The organism is Myxococcales bacterium (assembly GCA_016712525.1).
Classification (GTDB): domain Bacteria; phylum Myxococcota_A; class Polyangia; order Polyangiales; family Polyangiaceae; genus JAAFHV01.
The window spans coordinates 1,167,121-1,187,414 of record JADJQX010000006.1 but is presented as its reverse complement, the minus strand read 5'-3'; the positions used below and the strand labels follow the sequence as shown (position 1 = coordinate 1,187,414).

Annotated in this window: 11 protein-coding genes; 3 read left to right on the top strand and 8 right to left on the bottom strand. The window is 71.0% G+C overall.

All coding sequences use genetic code 11. The annotated features are described in order from the left end of the window. Positions 1 to 78 precede the first annotated feature (78 nt). Entirely contained in the window at positions 79 to 801 is a 723-nt protein-coding gene (locus tag IPK71_17005) for a JAB domain-containing protein (protein MBK8215442.1), read from the top strand. A 9-nt stretch (positions 802 to 810) separates the two neighbouring features. On the opposite strand, the gene IPK71_17000 is transcribed toward IPK71_17005, so the two are convergent. Genes IPK71_17000 through IPK71_16985 form a run of 4 tightly spaced genes read right to left on the bottom strand, consistent with a single transcriptional unit; the run spans position 811 to position 10,446 of the window. After that, on the bottom strand, positions 811 to 4,497 hold the full coding sequence (locus IPK71_17000) for a UvrD-helicase domain-containing protein (GenBank protein ID MBK8215441.1): 3,687 nt from the start codon (positions 4,495 to 4,497) through the stop codon (positions 811 to 813). Further along, on the bottom strand, positions 4,494 to 7,622 hold the full coding sequence (locus IPK71_16995) for a PD-(D/E)XK nuclease family protein (GenBank protein MBK8215440.1): 3,129 nt from the start codon (positions 7,620 to 7,622) through the stop codon (positions 4,494 to 4,496). Before IPK71_16995 ends, IPK71_17000 begins: the two co-directional genes overlap by 4 nt. Then, complete coding sequence (locus IPK71_16990; GenBank protein MBK8215439.1) at positions 7,619 to 9,973, bottom strand: transglycosylase SLT domain-containing protein; 2,355 nt, start codon at positions 9,971 to 9,973, stop codon at positions 7,619 to 7,621. The genes IPK71_16995 and IPK71_16990 overlap by 4 nt, the downstream gene beginning before the upstream one ends. After that, positions 9,970 to 10,446, bottom strand: a complete 477-nt coding sequence (locus IPK71_16985) for a hypothetical protein (GenBank protein MBK8215438.1) — start codon at positions 10,444 to 10,446, stop codon at positions 9,970 to 9,972. Before IPK71_16985 ends, IPK71_16990 begins: the two co-directional genes overlap by 4 nt. A 190-nt stretch (positions 10,447 to 10,636) precedes the next feature. Here IPK71_16985 and IPK71_16980 point away from each other — a divergent pair, with 190 nt between their 5' ends. Continuing rightward, positions 10,637 to 11,899, top strand: a complete 1,263-nt coding sequence (locus IPK71_16980) for a hypothetical protein (GenBank protein MBK8215437.1) — start codon at positions 10,637 to 10,639, stop codon at positions 11,897 to 11,899. Between the two features lie 69 nt (positions 11,900 to 11,968). Here IPK71_16980 and carB read toward each other — a convergent pair whose 3' ends face one another. The 4 genes from carB to IPK71_16960 form a co-directional block, all read right to left on the bottom strand. Further along, the gene (gene carB / locus IPK71_16975; GenBank protein ID MBK8215436.1) at positions 11,969 to 15,289 is read right to left on the bottom strand and encodes a carbamoyl-phosphate synthase large subunit; all 3,321 of its coding nucleotides are present in this window, start codon (positions 15,287 to 15,289) and stop codon (positions 11,969 to 11,971) included. A gap of 127 nt (positions 15,290 to 15,416) precedes the next feature. Next, complete coding sequence (locus tag IPK71_16970) at positions 15,417 to 15,719, bottom strand: hypothetical protein (GenBank protein ID MBK8215435.1); 303 nt, start codon at positions 15,717 to 15,719, stop codon at positions 15,417 to 15,419. A gap of 64 nt (positions 15,720 to 15,783) precedes the next feature. Then, positions 15,784 to 16,542, bottom strand: coding sequence for a hypothetical protein (locus IPK71_16965; protein ID MBK8215434.1), 759 nt, complete (start codon positions 16,540 to 16,542; stop codon positions 15,784 to 15,786). 117 nt (positions 16,543 to 16,659) lie between these two features. Further along, entirely contained in the window at positions 16,660 to 17,334 is a 675-nt protein-coding gene (locus IPK71_16960) for a hypothetical protein (protein MBK8215433.1), read from the bottom strand. Positions 17,335 to 17,447: 113 nt separating this feature from the next. Here IPK71_16960 and IPK71_16955 point away from each other — a divergent pair, with 113 nt between their 5' ends. Next, on the top strand, positions 17,448 to 20,294 hold the full coding sequence (locus IPK71_16955) for a protein kinase (GenBank protein ID MBK8215432.1): 2,847 nt from the start codon (positions 17,448 to 17,450) through the stop codon (positions 20,292 to 20,294).

The following is a 20,294-nucleotide window of genomic DNA, read 5'->3' as shown; positions in this document are numbered from 1 at the left end:
GCCGGGCCACCCGTCTTGGTCGAAAAACCCAAGAGTTTCGCGTTCGAAGCTTAGGCACGCGGCCTGCTCTTGGCGGGCATGCGAACGATCTCGAACGAGGCCATCCCAAAAACGGTAGTCGACCCCGGCTCGCTCGACGTGCTCCCCGACACGCACGTCCTGGCGAGCGTGCTCGGAGGCTCCGAGGGGGCGGCCATGGAGGCTGCGGCGAAGGCCCTCGAGCGTGCCGGGGGAGTGCTCGGTTTGGCGAGGCTCGGCTTCGGCGAGCTCTCGAGCCTCCTCGGGGCCGAGGGCGCGCACCGGGTCGCGAACGCGCTCGTGCTCGGGAGGAGGGCGCTCTCCCCGCCCCCGCCGGTCACGATCGAAGACGCGTCACGGGTGCACGCGTGGGCGATGAGCCGCCTCGCGCACCTCGAGCACGAGGAGCTATGGATGCTCGCGCTCGATGGGCGCAATCGGCTCCGGGCCGCGCGGTGCGTCGCACGAGGAGGGGGCCATGCGCTCTCGATCCGCGCGGGGGACGTGCTCGCGTGCGCCCTTCGTGAGAACGCGCGCGGCTTCTTGCTGGTACACAACCACCCGAGCGGAGATCCGTCGCCGAGCGACGCCGACGCGACCTTCACACGCGCCGTGGCGGAGGCCGCGGCCATCGTGGGGGTCCCCCTGCTCGACCACGTGGTCGTCGCGGGCCCTCGGTACGCCTCGGTGCCCTTCCCCGCCGATGGGGAGACCCGCGTGGCAACCCTCGTGGCCGCGCGTCCACGCGAGACCTCGCCTCGAAGGAGACGCCCCCGCGCGTGAGGAGCAAGCTCACTCGTCGGCGTGCTCGCGCGCCTTCGGATAACAGCGACCCACGAAGCCGCAGTGGATGGCGTCGCATACGGCGCGCGAGGCCCGCGGGAAGCGCCCCGTCGCCCGCGCCTCCGAGAGCCCCGTCGCGGCGTCTCGGACGCGACGCTCCGACACCTCGTGGTCCACGTCGGGCAGCCACAGCGGAGTCTCGGGATCTCCACCCAGGAACGCGACCCCCGCACGGACGCGCCTCGCGCTCGGGAAGAGCGTGCGGGCCGCGAGCACGTAGAGCTCGAGCTGAAAGGCGTAAGGCTCGAGGCCCGGCCCGCGGGCGCGTTTGTAGTCGACGACGTGCACCTCGTCGCCCGCGACGACGACGAGGTCCATGGCCCCGCGAAGGAGGACACGACGATCTTCGCCGATGGGCACCTCGACCGCGAACGAGAGCTCGCGACGCGCCTCCGCCCCGCGGGACATGACCTCACGAAGCCACGGGCCCGTCGCGAACCGAGTGATGCGCTTTCGGAGGACCTCGTGGCGAGGGTGGTCCTCCGGGTACCCTTCGCGCGTGAGCCCCTCGGCCACCGCCTCCGACGTCGCTTCGGGGGAGAGGCGCCCGAGCGCGTCGGCGGAGAGGCGCTCGAGGACCTTGTGCATTCGTGTGCCCTCGTCGGCTGCCGCCGAGACCGTCGTCTTCTCCGCTCCGGTCGCCTCCTCGAGGGGGCCCGAGGCGGCGTGCGCTCCGGGGCGCGCCGTCACGTGCTCCGGCAGGCCCAAAAGGTGGACGAGCTCGAAGCGACGGGGGCACACGTGGAAGTCTTGGAGGGACGTGGGGGCGATCGGAAGTACCCGGAACGATGGAACGATTCGGCGTTCGAGCGCGCTCGGCTCGTGGGCCGCCGCAGGGCCCGAGGCCGTCTTCTCACGGGGCTCGGGAGGCACGACCTCGGAGAGCTCGACGACCCCGAAGAGCGCGCGGGTGGCCTCGGAGCTCTCCATGGCCGCGAGCACCGTGGCCAGGGCCGTCTCGGCCGACTTGGAGACCTCACCCGACTCCTTCGCCCTCCGCTGCCCGACGAGGAACATCATGTGCGACGCGCGCGTGAGGGCGACGTAGAGCAGGCGACGGCGCTCGGCCCGCTCGCGCCGAACGGCCACGAGGCGAGCCCGCTCCATGGTGGGGCTCTCGATCACGATGCCCGAGGGGTGCGCGATGCGCATGCCGAGCCTCGGCTCGCCGCCGCCCGAGAGGTCGACCGCGAAGGGCCCGGTTCGAGACGCGTCGTTCACGATGGCGCCGCACTGCGGGAAGAACACGATCGGAAAGTCGAGCCCCTTGCTGGCGTGCACCGTGAGCAGACGCACGGCGTCGTCCTCGTCCGAGAACGTGGAGGCCTCGCCTTCGTCGTCCGTGCCTTGCCCCCGCGACACGATGCGCCGGACGAAATCCTCGGCGCGCGTCTCGGCGTCCGCGAGCGCGAGCGTCTTCCGTACGTTCGCGACACGGGCACGTCCACGTGGCAGCGCCGCCAGCACCTCCTCGAGACGGAGCGCCTCGCACGCGGCACGGAGCGCGGGCCCCGGCCCCACCCGCGACAAGAGGGGAGAGAGCCGCTCGACGACCTCGACGACCTCCCGGACACGAGCGAGCTCGGCCTCGTCGACGGCGAGGTGGGCGCGGGGCCCCTCGAACATGGAAGGAGAGATCGGGAGGAGCCCTCGCCCCTCCTCCGAGAGCGCGAGCAAGGTCGCGTCGCTCACGGCAGCGAACGGACCGCGAAGCACGGTGAGCGCGGCGAGCCTGTCGGACGGGTCGACCAAGAGCGACAAAAGCGCAGCAGTATCGAGCACTTCGCGAGCCTTGTAGAAGCTCTTCCCGGCGAGCACGTAGGGCACGTCCGCCTCGGCGAGCGCGTAGGCCATCTCGTCGAGCATCTCGTTCGTGAGCGCGAGCACCGCGCAGTCTTTGTAGGTGGCCGCCCGGCCCGCGCCGAGGTTCGCCGCGCGGGCGCCCGAGACGAGCTCCATGACGATGCGGGTGATGGCGCGGGCCTCGTCGCGACGCGTGGTCACGGTGGGCTTCTTCCCGGTGCGCTGTCGGAACGGGGGCTTCACCCAGACGACTCGCTCCCGCGCGGGCTCGGTCGCGGCACCCTCGGGGGCCTCGAGGTCCTCCACCTCGGCCGAGTACTCGATGTCGAAGAGCTCGGGGGTCGCCTCTTGGGGAACGAACGCGCGTGCCGAGAAGGCGTTCACGAACGCGAGGATCTCGGGGCGGCTCCGCCGGTTCGTTCGGAGGGGGAAGAAGCTCGCGCGAGGGGGCTCGGGCGCGTACACGAGGCCCCCGGGCACACGCAGCTTCTCGCGGGCGCGCTCTCCCGCGAGGCCGATGCAGAGCTCCGCGAAGACCGACACGTCGGCCCCGCGGAACCCGTAGATCGACTGTTTGCGATCCCCGACGACGAAGAGCCCTTTCGGACGAACGTCGCGCAGGCCCACGGCTGGCACGAGACCATGCGCCGACGGCTCCGCCCACACGAGCTCGACGATGCGCTTCTGGATGGCCGACGTGTCCTGAAACTCGTCCACGAGGAGCACGTCGAAGCGCTTCCCGACCTCGCGGGCCACGTCGTCCCTCGAGGCGAGGAGCCGCGCGACGCGACCCAAGACCTCCCCGAAGCCGAGCCCCGGCGCGCGCTCGCGCTCGGCCGAGAGCTCTTCCTCGCACGCGACGAGCAGACCGCGGAGGGCGTCTTGGCGCGGGCCGAACGTCTCGCGGAGCTCGTACGTGGCGAAGAGGCGGAGGAGGCGGGTCGCCTTGGAGTCGGACACCTTGGGGAGAGTCTCGATGAGCTCCTGGAGGGCGACGTCGGCGGGCGGGCCGTTCGACGCGCGCTTCACCTTGGCGAGCGCGACGAGCGCCGCCTCGACGACCTCGAACGGGACGTCGTTCTTGGCGTTGATCGCCGAGAGGAAGGCCCCCGCCGCTTGCTCGTAGCGGGGGAGCGACGCGACGGCGTGCACGCGGCGGTGGAGGTCGTCGAAGCGCCTCTCGACGAGCCTCCGATCGTCGTCGGACGTGACGAGGGAGCCGGCGCGGATGCCGAGCTCGCTCGTCGCCTCGAAGTGTTGCCGGAGACGCGTGACGAGGCCGTCGAGCCCCGAGGACCGCCCCACGAGCTCTCGGACGAAGTCGGCGTGACCGTCAGCCGCGAACCGCTCGACGGCGCGCACGATGGCCGAGGCATCGCGGGCTCGGACCTCGGCCTCGTCGGCGACCTCGACGCCGTAGGGGAGCCCGGCCTCCACGCCGAAGCTTCGGAGGAGGCCGAGGCAGAAGCCGTGCAACGTCCCGATGGTGACGTCGGAGACCCGCGCCGACGCACGACGCGCCTTCTTGGAGATCTCGCTCGGGCTCGGCGGAGGGCGCCCGAGCGCGCGGCGCGTGTCGGCGATCGCGGAGAAGTAGAGCGACGACTCGGGCTCGCCCACGAGCCGCGTGAGCTCGCTTCGAAGACGCTCCCGAATCTCGTGTGCGGCTTTTCGGGAGAATGTGGTCGCGACCACACGCGCGGGGCTCACGGGCTCGCCGTCGGCGTGCTCGCCGAGGAGCACGTGCACGAGCACCCCGACGAGGGTGTGAGTCTTGCCGGTGCCCGCGCTCGCGACGAGCACGGTGTTCCTCTCGAAGGCGAACGCGGTCACGCCTCGCCTCCAGGACGCCCATCGTCTTCTTCGGCAGGCATCGCGAAGCGCGGCCTCCGGCACCCGCCGGAGAACGGGCACGTGCGGCACGAGAGCTCGTCTTCGGGGCGAGGGGTGACGTCACCTCGGCGCACCCGGCGGACGACGTCGAGGGCGCGGACCTCGATCGCCCCTTCGATCTGCTGGGCCACCTCGTCGGCGCAGCGGTCCTTCTCGTTCGGCCGCGCGAGCATCTCGTCGCGCAGGGAGAAATAGATGCCGGTCACGTCGGCGCGCCCGAGCGCCTCGCGCGCCGCGAGCGCGTAGAGCGGAACTTGGAGGGCCGTCGAGCCGACCTTGGCGCGCATGCCCTCGAGCGAGCCTCGTTTGTAGTCGACCACGCGCGCAGACGCCGTCACGCGGCCGACGTCGACGCGATCGATCCGCCCACGCAAGAGGAGCTCCCCCTCGCCGAGAGAGAGCGCCGGCCATGCGAGCGGCTCGTTCTCGCCGAAGGCCTTCTCCGCGAAGGCGAACACCCAGTCCGGATCGGCGGCGGCGTCCTCCAGGACTCGGCGTGCCACGTCGAGCACACGCGCGTCGAGGATAGCCTCGAGCGGCGCCGCGGTGCGCACCTCCGCGAGGTAGGCCTCGGCGCGCGCGAGCCCGGTGCGCACGACCTCGGACGGGACCGGGGGGCGTGCCTCGAGCAGGGGCCTCGCCGCGGTGAGTGCCTCGGCGAGCGCACCGTGGAGCCGTGTGCCTTCCTCGCGCGCGGTCGGCAGATCCTCGCCTTCGACGGGCTCGCGCGCTCCGAGGACGACGTGCGAAAAGCCGCGGAACGCACACTCGGCGAGACGCTCGAGCCCCGTGAGCGGAAGCGGCTTGTGCGCCCCGGTGTCGGCCTCGAGGGCGGTGAGCGGCGCGCCCTCCACGAGGCCGATCGGGGGAGAGACGGGCCGCTTCTCGTCGAGGAAAAACGCCTCCCGCGTGCGCTCGGTGTCCACCCGGGCACGGAGCGCCGGATCGTTCGGCTCTCCGCCTTCGAGGAGCGCGAGGACACGCGCATCGAGGGGCGAGAGCGGCGACGAGAGGCGCGAGGTGTGCCCGAAAGAGCGCCTCCGTGCGCCGGCGTCGACGAGCGCGGTCACGGCCGGGTGCACCTCGTCGTCGCCTTCGTCGTCCGTCGTGGCCGTCGCCGTGAGCACGACCTTGGAGGCCCGTGATGCCGCGAGCGCGAGCGCGCCGAGCGACCGCGCCGAAGCGGCGTTCGCGTCGTGACCGAGCGCGCCGAGCAGCTCGACGGAGAGCAAGGGAGAGCGAGGCCCGCCGCCACCGAGCCCCCTCGAGGTCGCGAGGGGCACAACCAAGAGATCGAGGTCCTCGTCGGCGAGATCGGCGAGCTTCGCGACGCGCACTGCCAAGGTCCGCGAGGCCCCGGGGAGGCTCGGCGCGGGGTCGTAGACCGCAAAAAGCTCGTCGAAAAACCTCGTACTATCGAACACTTGCACATTTCGTTGCCAGGCGCGTTCGAGCTCGGTGAGCGCGGCCTCGAGCGCCGCGTAGGCCCGAGCATCGGCGGCGAGCGCGCGTGCCTCGAGCCTGTCGTGGGGCGAGAGGTCGTCGCGTTCGAAGAGGTCGCGACGCGCGCGTACGGCGCGACGCCCCACCCCGAGCTCGCCGAGCACACGGGCAAACGCCGTGACGAATTCCGCCATCGACCCCTCCGCCGGGAAGGCGTCGAGGACGTCGGCGAGGCGCTGCCAGATGCGAAGGTCGCGTGCACGCGCCGAGTCTCCGGCGGCGCCCGGTCGTCGAGCGCGTTCGATCGTGCGTTTCGCCGCGAGGCCATGCTCCTCTCGGACGTCGGGAGCGGCGGAGACGACCTTGGCGACGCTGGCGAGGCGACGCCCGCCCTCCCCTTTCGGGAGGCCAAGATCGACGAAGGGCGACGCGAGGACCTTCGCGCGCGCGCGTGACGACGGCTCCTCGAGGGCGCGCCGCAGATCCTCGACCATGGCCGGGAGCAGCGAGCGGGTCTCGGGGACCCCATGAGCGACGACCTCGGCGGCCTCGAAGGCGCGCCCCAGCTCGGCGAGGAACGCCTCGTTTCGCGCCCCGTACCCGACCGCCACGGCCTCGACGCGCGCCCCGGACGCGAGCGCGGCGCGCACCTCGGCGGCCACGGCGTGCGCCTCGGACTCGAGCGACGCCGCGAGAACGACGTCGACGTCGGCCGCGAGCTCACGAGACGGCGACGTCACACCGTCGAGCACGCCGAGCCGTGGCTCGAGGGGCACGGTCCTCGGGGCGTCGGAGAGCCGCGGCAAGACCCACGTCGCGACCGTCTCGAGCGGGTCCGGGACCCTCTCGGGATCGAACGGTCGATCGAACATCGGCAAACACACCGTGGCGCGCCCTCCCTCGGGGGCGAGCTTCTTCTCGAGCTCGGCCAAGAGCGTGAGGCGCCCGGGGGACAGCTCGAGGACGAGCCGTGACTCGACGGCGCGGGCGCCGAGGGCCGCGACGACCTCGCCGTACGACGCACGCGCGACCGAACGAGCGAGCGAACGGGCGACGTTCCTCTCGGCGACGAGGCCGAGCGCTTCGAGGCGCGCGTCGAAGCGTGACGAGAGCCGGGCGAGCTCGGCGATGCGACCGGCGAACACGGGAGGCGCGCTGCCTCGGGCCGCCTCGAGAGGCCCCACGTCGCGCGCGAGGTCGTCGAGCGCGCCGAGCACGGCGGTCACGTAGCGGGAGAGCCGCGTCGTCCCGCCGGGGATGGCGAAACGCCCCTCCTCGAGGGCCTCGGCGAGCGCGAGACGCTCGTGCGCTCGGGTGGCGACGGAGAGCCCGGAGAGAGACGCGAGCAGACGTTCCTCGAGAGAGCCGAACGTGAGCGCCGAGTACCCCGCGACGAGAAAGCGCTCGACGTGCCTCGCCGTGGGCACCACGAACACGATGGCGGCGGAGGGCTCCGGAGACGCCGACGCAGGGAAGCGCTCGAGGGGGTGCTCGCGCGCGCTCGCCGCGGCTGGCGCCGACGTGGCCTTTGCCGAGGGGGGCGACGTGGGCGGAGCCTCGCGTTCCGCGGGGGGCGTGGCGACGAAGTCGAACGCGAGCTGAGGGGTCGCGCGCTTCTTCACCGGGTGACCTTCGACGGGAGCCGGAGCAGCTCGTCGAGGTGGGCGCGATCGTAGAGGTACGCGTACGTCACCGTGCTCGCGAGCACCCGCTTCACGTAGTTTCGTGTCTCTTCGTACGGAATGCCTTCGACGAACGGCTCGAGCTCGTCGGCGCCGTTGGCCGCGACCCAACGATGCACGGCACCCGAGCCCGCGTTGTAGGCGGCGATGGCCAGCGCAGGGTGTTTGTGGGTCCCCAAGAGCTTTCCGAGGAGCTTCGTCCCGAGGTCGACCGAGACCTCGGGCTTCTTCAGATCGGCCTCGGAGACGGCCACACCGTCGGAGACCCACTTCGCCGTCGGAGGGATGAGCTGCATGAGGCCGTACGCGTTCGCCGGGCTACGGACCTCGGGCATGAAGCTCGACTCTTCGCGCATGATCCCGAACACGAGCGCGGGCATGACCCCGTGCGCGGCCGTGGCGCGAGCCACTTCGTCGTCGAAGGCGCGAGGGTAGGCGGTCTCCCACAGGGTGCGAAAACCTCCTTCGGGGAGACGGGCGAGGTGGTCTTTGACGCGGCCGCGCGAGAACGAATGACCGACGTCCCAAGCACGCGCGCCGACGAAGAGCGCCCCGGACGCCCACACGAGCTCCGAGGAGGCCCCTTCGGCCAGCGCACCCGCCAGCACGAGCTCGCGCTTGGCGCCGTCCACGTCTTGCGCCTCGAGCAGCGCTTGCGCGCGCTTCCACGGCGCCGAGCCGAGCACCTCGGGGGACGGAGCCGGGACCTCGGACCTCGCGTCACGCGCGACGAGCGCATCGAGGGAGGCCTTGGCGGCCGCCGGGTCGGCCTCGGCCAAACGCGCGTAGGAGCGGGCCATGTAGAACGACAGCGGCGCTCGAGCGATGACGTCCCCGTCGAGCGTGTGCGCGCCCTTCGTGTCGCCTGCGCGCTCGGCGAGCCGCGCCCGAAAGAAGGTGGCGCGCCCCGCCGAGGCCCAGTGGCGATCGTCGGGAAAGAGCGCGTCGATGCGCGTGAGCAGCGTGCTGGCGCGGGCCGTGTCTCCGTTCTTCTGCGCGAGCAGCGCGGCGCGAAAGAGCGCCTCGCCGCGCATGTCCCCCTCGGGATAGAGATCGGCCACCTGCGCGAGCTTGTCGATGGCTTGCGCACGGTCGCCCTGATCTTCGAGCACGGCCGCCGCTCGAAGCGCGGCGTCGTCGGCGAGGCGATGGGCGGGGAAGCGTCGCTCGACCTCGGCGAAACGGAAGAGGGCCTCTTGGGGGCGCTTGGCCGACGCGCTCGATTTCGCCCCGGAGTAGAGCGCCGTGACGAGCTCCGGATCGGCGTCGCATTTGCCGATCGCGTCGCCCCACGCGTCGGCCGAGGGCGCGCTCTTGGAGGTCTTCGCGATGGCTTGCGCGCGGACGAGAGAAGCGCCGCACCCAAGCTTCGGGTCGAGCCCGGGCTCGGCCGCGAGCGCCTGGGCACGAGCGAGCGCGCGCGACGGATCTCCCGCGTCGACGAGCGCCTTGGCCTCCACGAGACGCTCCTCACGGGTGAGCTCGGACGGGAGCTTCGCGACCTGCGCGGCGCGCGCCCGCGACGCTTTGGCGCCGTAGGTGTCGGCGCGCGACGGAACCTCGAGCAGCACACGGGTGGCGAGCCGGTAGGCTTCTTTGGCCGAAGCCTCCGTGGGCGGCGCGCCCGCCTCTCCATCAGCCAGCGCGGACGCGAGCCTGCCGGCGCACTCGACCCAATGGGGTCCACGGGGCGCGCCTTCGAGGACGGCTCTCCAGAGGGGCACGGCCTCGGCGCGGCGCCCGAGGAGCGCGAGCGCGTCGGCGCGGAGGACGCGAGCCTCGTCGTCGGCGGCGGTCCCCGTGACGGACGCGAGGAGCTTCTCGGCCTCGCCCGGGGATTGCGTGAGGAGCGCGGCGCGAGCAGCACCGAGGCGCGCGTACGCGCTGACGACACACCCATCGACCGACGCACGGGTGAACGCCACGAGGGCTCGCGAGGGCTCCCCGGACTGAGCGAAGAGGCGACCGGAAACATACGAAAAGAGACACATTTCCGGCTGTGGCAGCCCCGCCTTGGCCGCGAGCTCGTCGACGAGGAGCGCGGCCCTCCGTACGTCGCGGGCACGGAGCGCGGCCTTGGCCTCGACGAGCCGCGGGTCGTCGATCCATGGCCGAAGGGCCGGGCCGGATGCCCGCGGCGACGAGGCGTCCGGGAGGCGGGCGTCGGCGTCGGCGTCGGTCGCGGGAGGCGGAGGGCGCGGAGGCTCGGAGCCTGAGCGCCCGCAAGCCCCGAGGAGGAGCGCTCCTGCGACGAGCATCCCCATGCCTCGCGCGACCCGACGGAGCCTCACGAGCGCCTCGTCTCGTGAGCGTGCACCTCGAGGGCGTCGTCGTCGGCTCGACGTTCGGCGGCGACGGCTCGGACGCGAGCGCGACCTTCGAGCGCGACGGCGACGGCCCGTTCTTCGGCGAGCGCTCGGGCGAGGGCCGTACGACGCTCCGTGCACACCGCTTCGGCAGCGGCGAGACGCGCTTCGTGGGACGCGACTCGCGACTCGTGCCCAGCGACGACGGCCGCGAGCGCGGCGAGGTGAGCTTCACGCTGTACGAGGTCCGAGGAGCGAAACGTCCCGGGGAGGGGCGCGACGCGGGCAGAGTCTCGCTGTTCCGTCGCCGTCCGAAGATCGCTCGCGGCCGCCGCGACCTGCGCGCGCTCGACCTCGGCCGCACGCTCGGCGTCGCGGAGCCCGAGGGTAGCGCGCTCCACGTCGTGTTTGCGCACCTCGAGCAGCGCCGAGAGCGAGCTGTCTTCGTTCCGATTCACCCGACGCAGCATAGCCAATTGGCCCCTCATGGAAACCCCGGAACGCTCGGGCCGCAGACCTGCGTCCGCGCGGGCCGAATCGCACGAAGCATGGGCTGGCAAAAAGGGCCTCGGTGAAAAAACGCCGTTTCGGGCACGAACACGAGGCGGGCACGTTCCCACCAAGAGAGTTCTCGGTATCCTGAGGGGGATGCGGGCGGTGCTCCACGACTCCGAAGGCCCGGCGCGAAACCGCCTCGTGCCGCTCGTGTTGCTCCCGGTCGGCATCCTCATGGCGGTGCTCGGCGCACCGGCGCTCCTCACGGGCGCGATCCTGACGCTCGGGCTCTGCCTCCCGGGAGTCCTCTTTCGATTTCCGGCGCGCGAGGTCGAGGTCGTCCCGTCCGGCGGCTCGCTCCACCTCCGAGGGGCGGGCGTCCGCAATCAGACCATCTCCGCGGCCGATCTCACCGGGGCGTCGACCGCGAGGGTCGCCGAGGGCATCGCGCTCACCCTCGCCCGAAAGAGCCGCAAGAGCCCGACGACGCTCGTGTTCGCGTCCGAGGAGGAGCTCGAGCGCGCGCGCGAGGCCCTCGGCGTTGGGCACGGCGGCTTCGGGACGATCACCTGGCCGCTTTGGCCGGGCGCCGCCGAGACGTGGGCGCCGACGGCTCGGGCCGTGGCAGCGCTCATGACGATGGCGGCCTTCGCGTTCGGCGTGGGCTCGCTCTTCGCGGCCGAGGGCACGGCCTACGTCGTGCTCGGGTGGATGATGCTCGTCTTCGCGTGGATGCCTGCGTCGTTCGGGATTTTGGGCGCGCTCGCGCGGCACACGAATCACGCCCTGACCCTCGAGCCCGACGGTGTTGCACTCCGTGGGTTTGCCCCGAGCCGCGTGCCCTTCGAGGCGATTTCGGGGATCGCCTCGAAAAACGGGCTCTTCGAGCTCGGCGTCGGTCGACACGCCATTCGCGCGTCCCATCGCGTCGGCGGCCTCGCCGGCGCCTCGGTCGACGACGAGTCGCTGCGGATCCTCGGCGCGCAGCTGGCGGCATGCGTCGGACGTGCGAAGGGGCTCGGGCCCGAGAAGAAAGAGGCGAGGACCCGGGTCGACACCCTCCGCCGCGGGCACGAGCGTGCGCGCGACTGGCTCGCGCGGATCGACGTCGCCGCGAGCGCGCTCGGAGCCTCGGGCTACCGGGGGAGCACGATCGAGAGGGACGACCTCTGGCTCTTGCTCCGCGACCCCGACGCCCCCGAGGACCTACGCGCTGCTGCCGGGCGCATGCTCGTGAAGGCCGAGACCGCACCCGAAGTGCGCGTTCGCGTGGGCGACATCGTGTCGGCCGTGCGAGAGACCGAAACGCAGAAACGCCTCCGCGTCGCCATCTTCCCCGAGCTCGATCCGACAGGCGAGGAGCTCGAGGAGCTCGAAGAGGTCGCGCGACGGCGAAAGCTACCGCCTACGACCTGATCACGAGCGACGTCCTCCGAGGACACGTCAGGCCGAGTCGGCCGACTCGCGAAGATGACGTCCGCAGGGTCAGTCGGCGGCCCACTCCTGCAGCGAACGCACCTCGGTCGACGCGCCCACGCGCGAGGCCTCCATCGCGTCGCACACGGCGATCGCCGCGGCCATCGTGGTGAAGTAGGGCACGTTCGTGAGGAGGGCTTGCCTGCGGAGCGAGTAGCTGTCGCGGACGGCATCGGCCCCGACCGTGGTGTTGACCACCATCGAGACTCGGCCCTCGCGGATGGCATCGACGACGTGCGGAGAGCCCTCTTGGACCTTCCGCACGTGCTCGACGGGCACACGCGCGCGTTCGAGGGCTGCGGCCGTCCCGCGGGTCGCCACGATCTCGTAGCCGAGGGCGCGGAGCCTGCGGGCGAGGACGCACGCGAGCGGCTTGTCGGCGTCTTTCACGCTCACGAACACGCGGGTCTGTGCCGAAGCCTTGGGCAGCGCGACTCCGCACGCGAGCATGCTCTTGCCGAACGCCCGCGCGAACGTGGCCGAGATGCCCATGACCTCGCCCGTCGAGCGCATCTCCGGTCCGAGGATCGTGTCGACGCCCGGGAACTTGGCGAACGGGAAGACGCTCTCTTTGACGGCGACGTGGCGGGGCGTGGGGAGGTCGTAAATACCCAGATCATCGAGGGATTTCCCGGCCATGACCTTCGCGGCGACCTTGGCGAGCGGCCGGCCCGTGGCCTTCGACACGAACGGGACGGTGCGGCTCGCGCGAGGGTTCACCTCGAGCACGTAGATGTCGCTGCCCTTCACCGCGAACTGCACGTTCATGAGCCCGACGACGCCGAGCTCGAGCGCGAGCATGCGGGTCTGCTCCTCGATGGAGAGCTCGATCTCCGGCCCGAGCGAGTGCGGCGGCAGCACGCTGGCCGAGTCGCCCGAGTGCACGCCGGCCTCTTCGATGTGCTGCATCACCCCACCGATGACCGCCCGCTTGCCGTCGGACACGCAGTCGACGTCGACCTCGATCGCGTTCTCCAGGAGCTCGTCGACCAAGATGGTCTTCGCGTCGGTCTCGCTCGCGGCCTCGAGGGCGAGGTGGACGAAGCGCTCGAGGTCCTCCCTCGAGTGGGCCATGGCCATCGCGCGTCCTCCGAGCACGTAGCTCGGGCGGACGAGCACGGGGTAGCCGAGCTCCTCGGCCTTCGCGAGCGCGTCTTCGGCGCCGCGGGCGATGGCGCTCCGCGGCCGCTTCAAAGCGAGCTTCTCGAGCAGGGCGTCGAACCGGCCGCGCTCCTCGGCGCGATCGATGGCGTCGGCCGAGGTGCCGAGGATCGTGACGCCACGGGCCTCGAGGGCCTTCGCGAGCTTGAGGGGCGTCTGGCCGCCGAACTGGACGATCGCGCCGATGGGCTTCTCTTCGTTCCAGATGGCGAGCACGTGCTCGAGGGTGAGCGGCTCGAAGTAGAGCCTGTCAGACGAGTCCCAGTCGGTCGAGACCGTCTCGGGGTTGCAGTTCACCATGATGGTCTCGAACCCCGCCTCGCGGAGGGCCATCGTCGCGTGCACGCAGCAGTAGTCGAACTCGATGCCCTGCCCGATGCGGTTCGGGCCTCCACCGAGCACCATGACCTTGGGCTTGCCGGTCGACTTCGCCGTGTCGCTCCGAGACTCGTACGTCGAGTAGAGGTACGGCGTGTCCGCCTCGAGCTCGGCGGCGCACGTATCGACGCGCAAGAACGTGGGCAAGATGCCGTGCTTCTCACGGAAGGCGCGGACGTCGTCCTCGCAGCCGGACGTAAGCTCGGCGATCTTCTTGTCCGAGAAGCCCATGCGCTTCGCCCGGCGAATGGCCTCGGGGGAGACGTCTCCGGCGGTGAGGCTCTTCTCTTCGTCGAGGATCATTCGGAGCTGAGCCAAAAACCACGGATCGATGCCCGTCCGCGCGTAGACCTCCTCTTCGCTCATGCCGAGGCGCATGGCGTCGGCGACGTGGAAGAAGCGGTCGGCTCGCGGCACTCGAACGATGTCGCGTAGAGCCGCGAGGAGCTCGTCCGTCGAGCGCTCGGGGATCTTGTGAGGCCCCTCGGGGAGCGCTGCTTCCATCACGAGATCCCGAGGCTTCTTCGGCGCGACGATCGCGGCGTGGTCCACCTTGCCGACGAGCGTGTCGATGCCCTCGCGGCCGGTCTCGAGCGAACGTGCGGCCTTCTGGAGGGCCTCGGCGAAGGTGCGGCCGATGCTCATGGCCTCACCGACGCTCTTCATCTGCGTGCCGAGGGTGTCGTCGGCACCCGGGAATTTCTCGAACGCGAAGCGCGGCCACTTGACGACCACGTAGTCGATGACGGGCTCGAAGGCGGCGCTCGTCCCGGTGATCTCGTTCACGAGCTCGGGCAGCGTGTACCCGACCGCGAGCTTCGCGGCGATCTTCGCGATCGGGTAGCCCGTGGCCTTGGAGGCGAGCGCCGAGGAGCGCGAGACGCGCGGGTTCATCTCGATGACGTGGAACTTGTCGGACCTCGGATCGACCGAGAACTGTACGTTCGCGCCGCCCGTCTCGACGCCGATCTCGGTCATGATGGCCTTCGCCGCGTCGCGGAGGCGCTGGTACTCGCGATCGGTCAACGTCATGGCCGGGGCGCACGTGATCGAGTCGCCCGTGTGCACGCCCATCGGGTCGAGGTTCTCGATCGAGCACACGACGATGAAGTTGTCGGCCGAGTCGCGCATGACCTCGAGCTCGTACTCTTTCCAACCGAGCACGCTCTCTTCGACGAGCACCTCGCGCGTGGGCGACTGCGAAATAGCCCACGCGACCTTGTCGTCGAGCTCGTCGGGCGTGAAGGCGATACCTCCTCCCGTGCCGCCCATCGTGAACGACGGCCGCAGAATCACGGGGTATCCGACGCGCTCGACGATGGCCCGCGCCTCTTCGACCGAGTGCGCGACGGCCGCCTCGGGGCACGTGAGACCGATCTTGGTCATCGCGTCTTTGAAGAGCTTGCGGTCCTCGGCCTTCTCGATGACCTCGGGCTTCGCCCCGAGAAGCTCCACGCCGAGGCGGTCGAGCGTGCCGTTCGCGGCGAGGGCGAGGGCGAGGTTCAGCGCGGTCTGGCCGCCGAGCGTGGGCAAGATGGCCTGGGGCCGCTCGCGCTCGAGGATGGCCGTGAGCGTCGTCACGTCGAGCGGCTCGACGTAGGTGCGCACGGCCATCTCCGGGTCGGTCATGATGGTGGCCGGGTTCGAGTTGACGAGGACGACCTCGTACCCCTCGCGAGCCAGGGCTTTGGCCCCCTGGGTGCCCGAATAGTCGAACTCGCAGGCCTGCCCGATGACGATGGGCCCAGCACCGATGAGGAGGATCTTCTTGAGGTCGTCGCGGCGCGGCATCGGGGCGCGTGTAGCAGGGTGGGGCGCGCCAAACCAGTGAGGATGCGTCAGCGACCGAAACCCGGGAGGCCCAAACGGCAGCGGGCAGCCCGAGCTGCCCGCGTGTGACGAATCGGAGACGGCCGTGTCACGGACAGGAGGCTTTGATGCTCTCCTTCAGCTGCTTGCACTGCGGGCCGAGGGCCTTTTTGGCCTCGGGGGTGGCGGCAGCCTTCTCGAAGCCGTCGCGCTGGGCCTTCAGGGCCGACTCGGCCGCCGAGCGGGCCATGGCGCCCATTTTGTCGATGCAGGCCTCGTAGGCGACGATGTACTCGTCGCACTCGGGCACGCCGGTGTTGGGCGGCGGGCGCTTCTTCTTGCAGGCGACGAGCGCCATCGCGCAGAAAAGAAGCACAATCCCGGCCTTCGTCCTCGTGGTCGTTCGGTTCATCGTCGTTCGTTCTCCCCTGGGTGCGACGTCGAGCGTACCGAACTTGGGACGGAGCGGGAGAGAATCAGAGCGACTTCGTGGCCTTCTTGACGAGGGTGGGCTCGCCAGGCTCCCACGAGACGACGACCGCGAGCTCCTTGCGGTGCACGAGATCGTCGCACGAGAAGCGGAGCGCCTTGCGCGTCTCGTCGAAGCGCACGTCGGCGCGGTTCACGCCCGCGGTGCTCGTGCAGGGCAGGTGCGTCTTCGCGGCGACGTGCCCGTCGGTCGTGTCGACGATCTCGAGCTCCCCCGCGTTGCCGCTCGAAGAGGTCGAGAAGCAGGCGACGTACCTGCGATCGCGCGACCTCTCGCTCGCGTCGTCGAAGCCGTCGCAGAGCAGGCTGGCGAGCTTGCGCCCGTGAACGTCGAACGCCTGCACCGTCGCGCAGCCCGTGCCGCAGCCGGCGACGAGCGAGAGCCCGTCGTTCGGGGTCCAGGTGAACGTGCCCCCCACACCGGGTCGGAAGCGCCCCGTCTCCGACGCCGTGTCCACCTCCGACACGTCGAACACGATGGCGGTACGAGGCTCGCCGCGCCGGAGCTTCGCGAACACGAGGGCGTGCCTGCCGGACGGAGAGACCGACATCTCGTCCGGAGCGACCCAAGGGGGCAGCTCGAACATCGCCTTCGAGCGACCGCCGCGCTCGACGACGACCTTCTGGCCGCGCGCGACTTTCCCCACGAGCCGCACCTTCGGGCGGCGAGGAGCAGCGTCGACCGAGCCGGACAAGGCGCACAGGACCGCGAGAGACACGACGAGAGCGACGCGCACGGGGCTCATGAAACTCGCTTACCGGGCCGACCGCGGCGAGGCAAACTCTTCGAGCTCCGTGGCCGGCGTAGTTCCATGAGCGGCCCTGCGTGTCGCGCAGAGCCGCTCGCACCGCCCCGCTCGCGTCTATTGCATGCTCGCGACCGAGACCTTCAGCCCCGAGAGGCACCAGGTCTGGCCGCCCGCGACGGGCTTCGTCACGTTCTTGTCGTCGATGGTGACCTCGACGAGGTTCGCGTTCACGGTGGCCTCGAACGGCTTCGTTTTGCCCGAGAACGCGGTGATGTCGACGGTGCCCGAGGTCGGCATGAAGGCCTTGGCGCAGTTCGACAGGTTCTCGTCGCACTTCGTGCGGATGACGATGCACGTCTCGCAATCGGCGTAGCTCGCGTCCGCGGCCGTGAGGGTCCGCTTTCCGACCGCGACCTGCCCACCCTTCGGCGGGAGCAGCACCACCTCGAGCGTGTCGACCGGCGTCGCGAGCGTCGTCTGGCCGGCGATGAGCACCGAGCCGTCCGATTTGGCGATGCCGTCGGTCGCGACCGAGACGAAGCCGTTGTTCGTGCAGTTGCCCGGCGTCGCAGCATCGGGAGTGGACGAGTCCGGCGTCGCGCTCGCGTCCTTGTCGGTCGGGGTCGACGTGTCGGTCTGGGTCGAGGCGTCCGTCGGGGTCGACGCGTCGCCGTCCCCCGGGGTCGCCGAGGAGCTGCATGCCGACGCGGAGGCGCCCACGACGAGCGCGAGCGACACGAAGGACACGACGACGGCCGAGCGGCGGAGAGAAGCTTGGGAGAAGGTCATCTCCCCAAAGTACCCGCTCGACGCGGGCCGGTCACGGCGTCTTCGTTGCCGAATCGCGCGGCGCGCGCCGGAAACTTGGCCCCTCTCCTCGCGGTTCCATATGCATCCTGGCCATGAGCGCGGCAGAAGAGACGAAGGCGGGGTTTTCCTCGGGCAACATCGCGATCCCGCTTCCGCGGGTGTTCGGGCGTCTCCTGCTCCTGCGCCTCCTGGCCCGGGGCGGCATGGGCGACGTCTACCTCGCCGCCACGACGGGGATCGAAGGCGCCGAGCGCCCGTGTGTGGTGAAAACGGTGCGCCGTGACCACATCCACGACGGCTCTTTCCTCGCGCGCTTCCTCGACGAGGCCCGCGTGCAGGCGCAGCTCAATCACCCGGGCGTGGCCCAGGTGCTCGAGGCCGCGAGCGACGAGCACGGCGAGCCCTACACCGTCGTCGAGTACGTCGAGGGGCGCTCGCTCGCCGACGTGCGGCAGCGCGCGATCCAGCTCGGCGCGCGCGTCGAGTGGCCCGAGGCCGTCGCGATGGCCATCGAGCTCGGACAGGCCCTCGCCCACGTGCACGAGCGCTCCGGCGCCGACGGCACGCCCCTCGGTATCGTTCACCGCGATCTCTCCCCGCAGAACGTGATGGTCGGCTTCTCGGGTGAGCTCAAGCTGATCGACTTCGGCACGGCGCGCGGGCAAAACCGCCGCTGCCATACGGTGGCGGGCGTCGTGTTCGCGAAGCCCGGCTACGTGGCCCCCGAAGTGGCGCGGCAAGAGGTCGGCGACGGACGCATCGACGTGTACGCCATGGGCGTCATGCTCTGGGAGCTCTGCGCGGGCAAGCGCCTGCTCACCGGCGACCCGCAAAAGCACCTCGAGGACGTGGCCCAGGGCCGCTTCACCGTGCCCGAGCTCGCCAAGTCGCGCGGCATCCCGAAGGAGCTCGACGTGGTGCTCCAGAAGCTCATGGCGAACGACCCCGAGGCGCGCTACTCGGGCGCGGGCGCCGCCGCGAAGGACCTCATCAAGGTGCTCCAGCTCGCCCCGTCGAAAGAGGGCGGAGAGCGCGGCCTCCGGAGCCGCATCGCCTCGCTCATGAAGACCCTCTGGCCGAGTGAGCCCGCGCGCTCGCGCGCCGAGTTCGCGAAGCTTTTGAAGGAGGCACGCCACCTCCGCGCCGAGGCCGTGACCCCGTCGTCGAGCAAGGTCGCCGAGCTCGCTCAACGCGAGGTCTCCGACGATCCCGCGGTGCTCTCGGGCACGCCGTACCGCCTCGGGAAGAAGATCGGCGAGGGCGCGAGCGGTCAAGTGTTCGAGGCCGAGCACGTGGAGCTCGGTCGCAGGCTCGCCGTCAAGGTGCTCGCGCCCACCCACTCGTCGGCAGCCAGCTCCGTCGACCGTTTCCGCAAGGAGGCGCGCGTCGTCGCGAACCTCACCCACCCGAACCTCGTCCACCTGCACGACTTCGGAAAGTCCCTCGACGGCCGCGTGTTCCTCGCGATGGAGCTGCTCGACGGCCAGACCCTCGACGCGTACGCGAACCTCGGGGACGACTCGGGCGACGGCGAAAAGCGCGGCCTCGGGTACCGCGAGGCCGTGTCGCTCGTCTCGCAGGTGACCCACGCGCTCGAGGTCGCCCACGACGCCGGGCTCGTGCACCGCGACATCAAGCCGCAGAACCTCTTCGTCACCAAAGACGGTGCGGTAAAGCTCCTCGATTTCGGCGTGGCCATGTGCGTGAGCGACGTGGCCGGCGACGACACCATCCGCGCCCGTGGGTTCGCCATCTTCGGCACGCCCGAGTACATGGCTCCGGAACAGGTCGCAGGCGAGCCGGTGGACGGCCGCTGCGACATCTACGCCCTCGGGTGCGTGCTCTACCAGCTCCTCACGGGCTCGGCGCCGTTCGAGGGCCCTTCTGCAGTGGCCATCATGGGGCGGCAGCTTCGTGATACTCCCGAGCTGCCGTCGCAGATCGCGAAGGACCGCGTGATCCCCGCGGCGCTCGAGGCCGTCGTCATGCGCGCCCTGTCGAAGGCACGCGAGGACAGGTTCGAGGACGCGAAGGCGTTCCGTGAGGCCATGACCCAGGCCATCGCGCGGACCGATCGCCGACGCGGCGTGGGCAAGGTCATCTTCGGCCTCGCGGGGCTCGCGTCGCTCGCCGTGCTCCTCGCGGGCGGCGTGGCCTACGTGAAAGACACGAAGCAGAAGAAGGGCTCGTACGCCGCGGTCATCCCCACGATCAGCGTCGATTCGCTCCCGCTCGTCTCCGGTGGCGAGCCCCCCGCGCCTCCGCCGACGCCGGTCTCCGTGGACGACCTCCCGAAGGTCGCCGTGGCCCCCGCGACGCCTTCGCCCGCGAAGGTGCCCGAGAAGGGCGAGCCGACCGCGAGCGCAGGGGCCGAGGGTGAGAAGGCCGAGGGCGAGCGAGGAAAGCCTGTCTCGACCACCGAGACGACGAGCGCCGAGCTCACGCCGAGGGCCCCCGCGACCGGCGTCCCCGCCGAAGAGGCGCCGAAGGGTGCCGGCGAGGACGAGAAGCTCGCGGCGAAGGAGCGCGAGGAGCAAGGCACGCCCACGAAGGCCGAGCCCGCCCCGAAGCACGAAGGTGGCTCGCTCCTCCGACGCGCCACGGCCCGCGAGTCGCGCTCCGACGCGCTCGCCGAGCTCGAGCAGAAGCGCCGCGAGGCCGACGCGAGCCCCCAGGATCCCCAGGCGCTCAAGGCTTGGGCCAAGGCCGCGTACCAAGCGCGTGACTCGAAAGAGGCTCGCCGCGCTGGCCGCGCCTGGGCCGCACACGACGGTTCGCCCGAGCCCCGCATCTTCCTCGCGACCGTGCTCGAGTCCTCGGGGCGGCGCACCGAAGCGAAGAACGTGCTCGACGAGTACCTCGCCAAACACCCCGACTCGGCCGAGGTGAAGCGCATGCGCGCCCGCCTCGGTGGCGAGCGTAAGCCCACGCGACGCTGA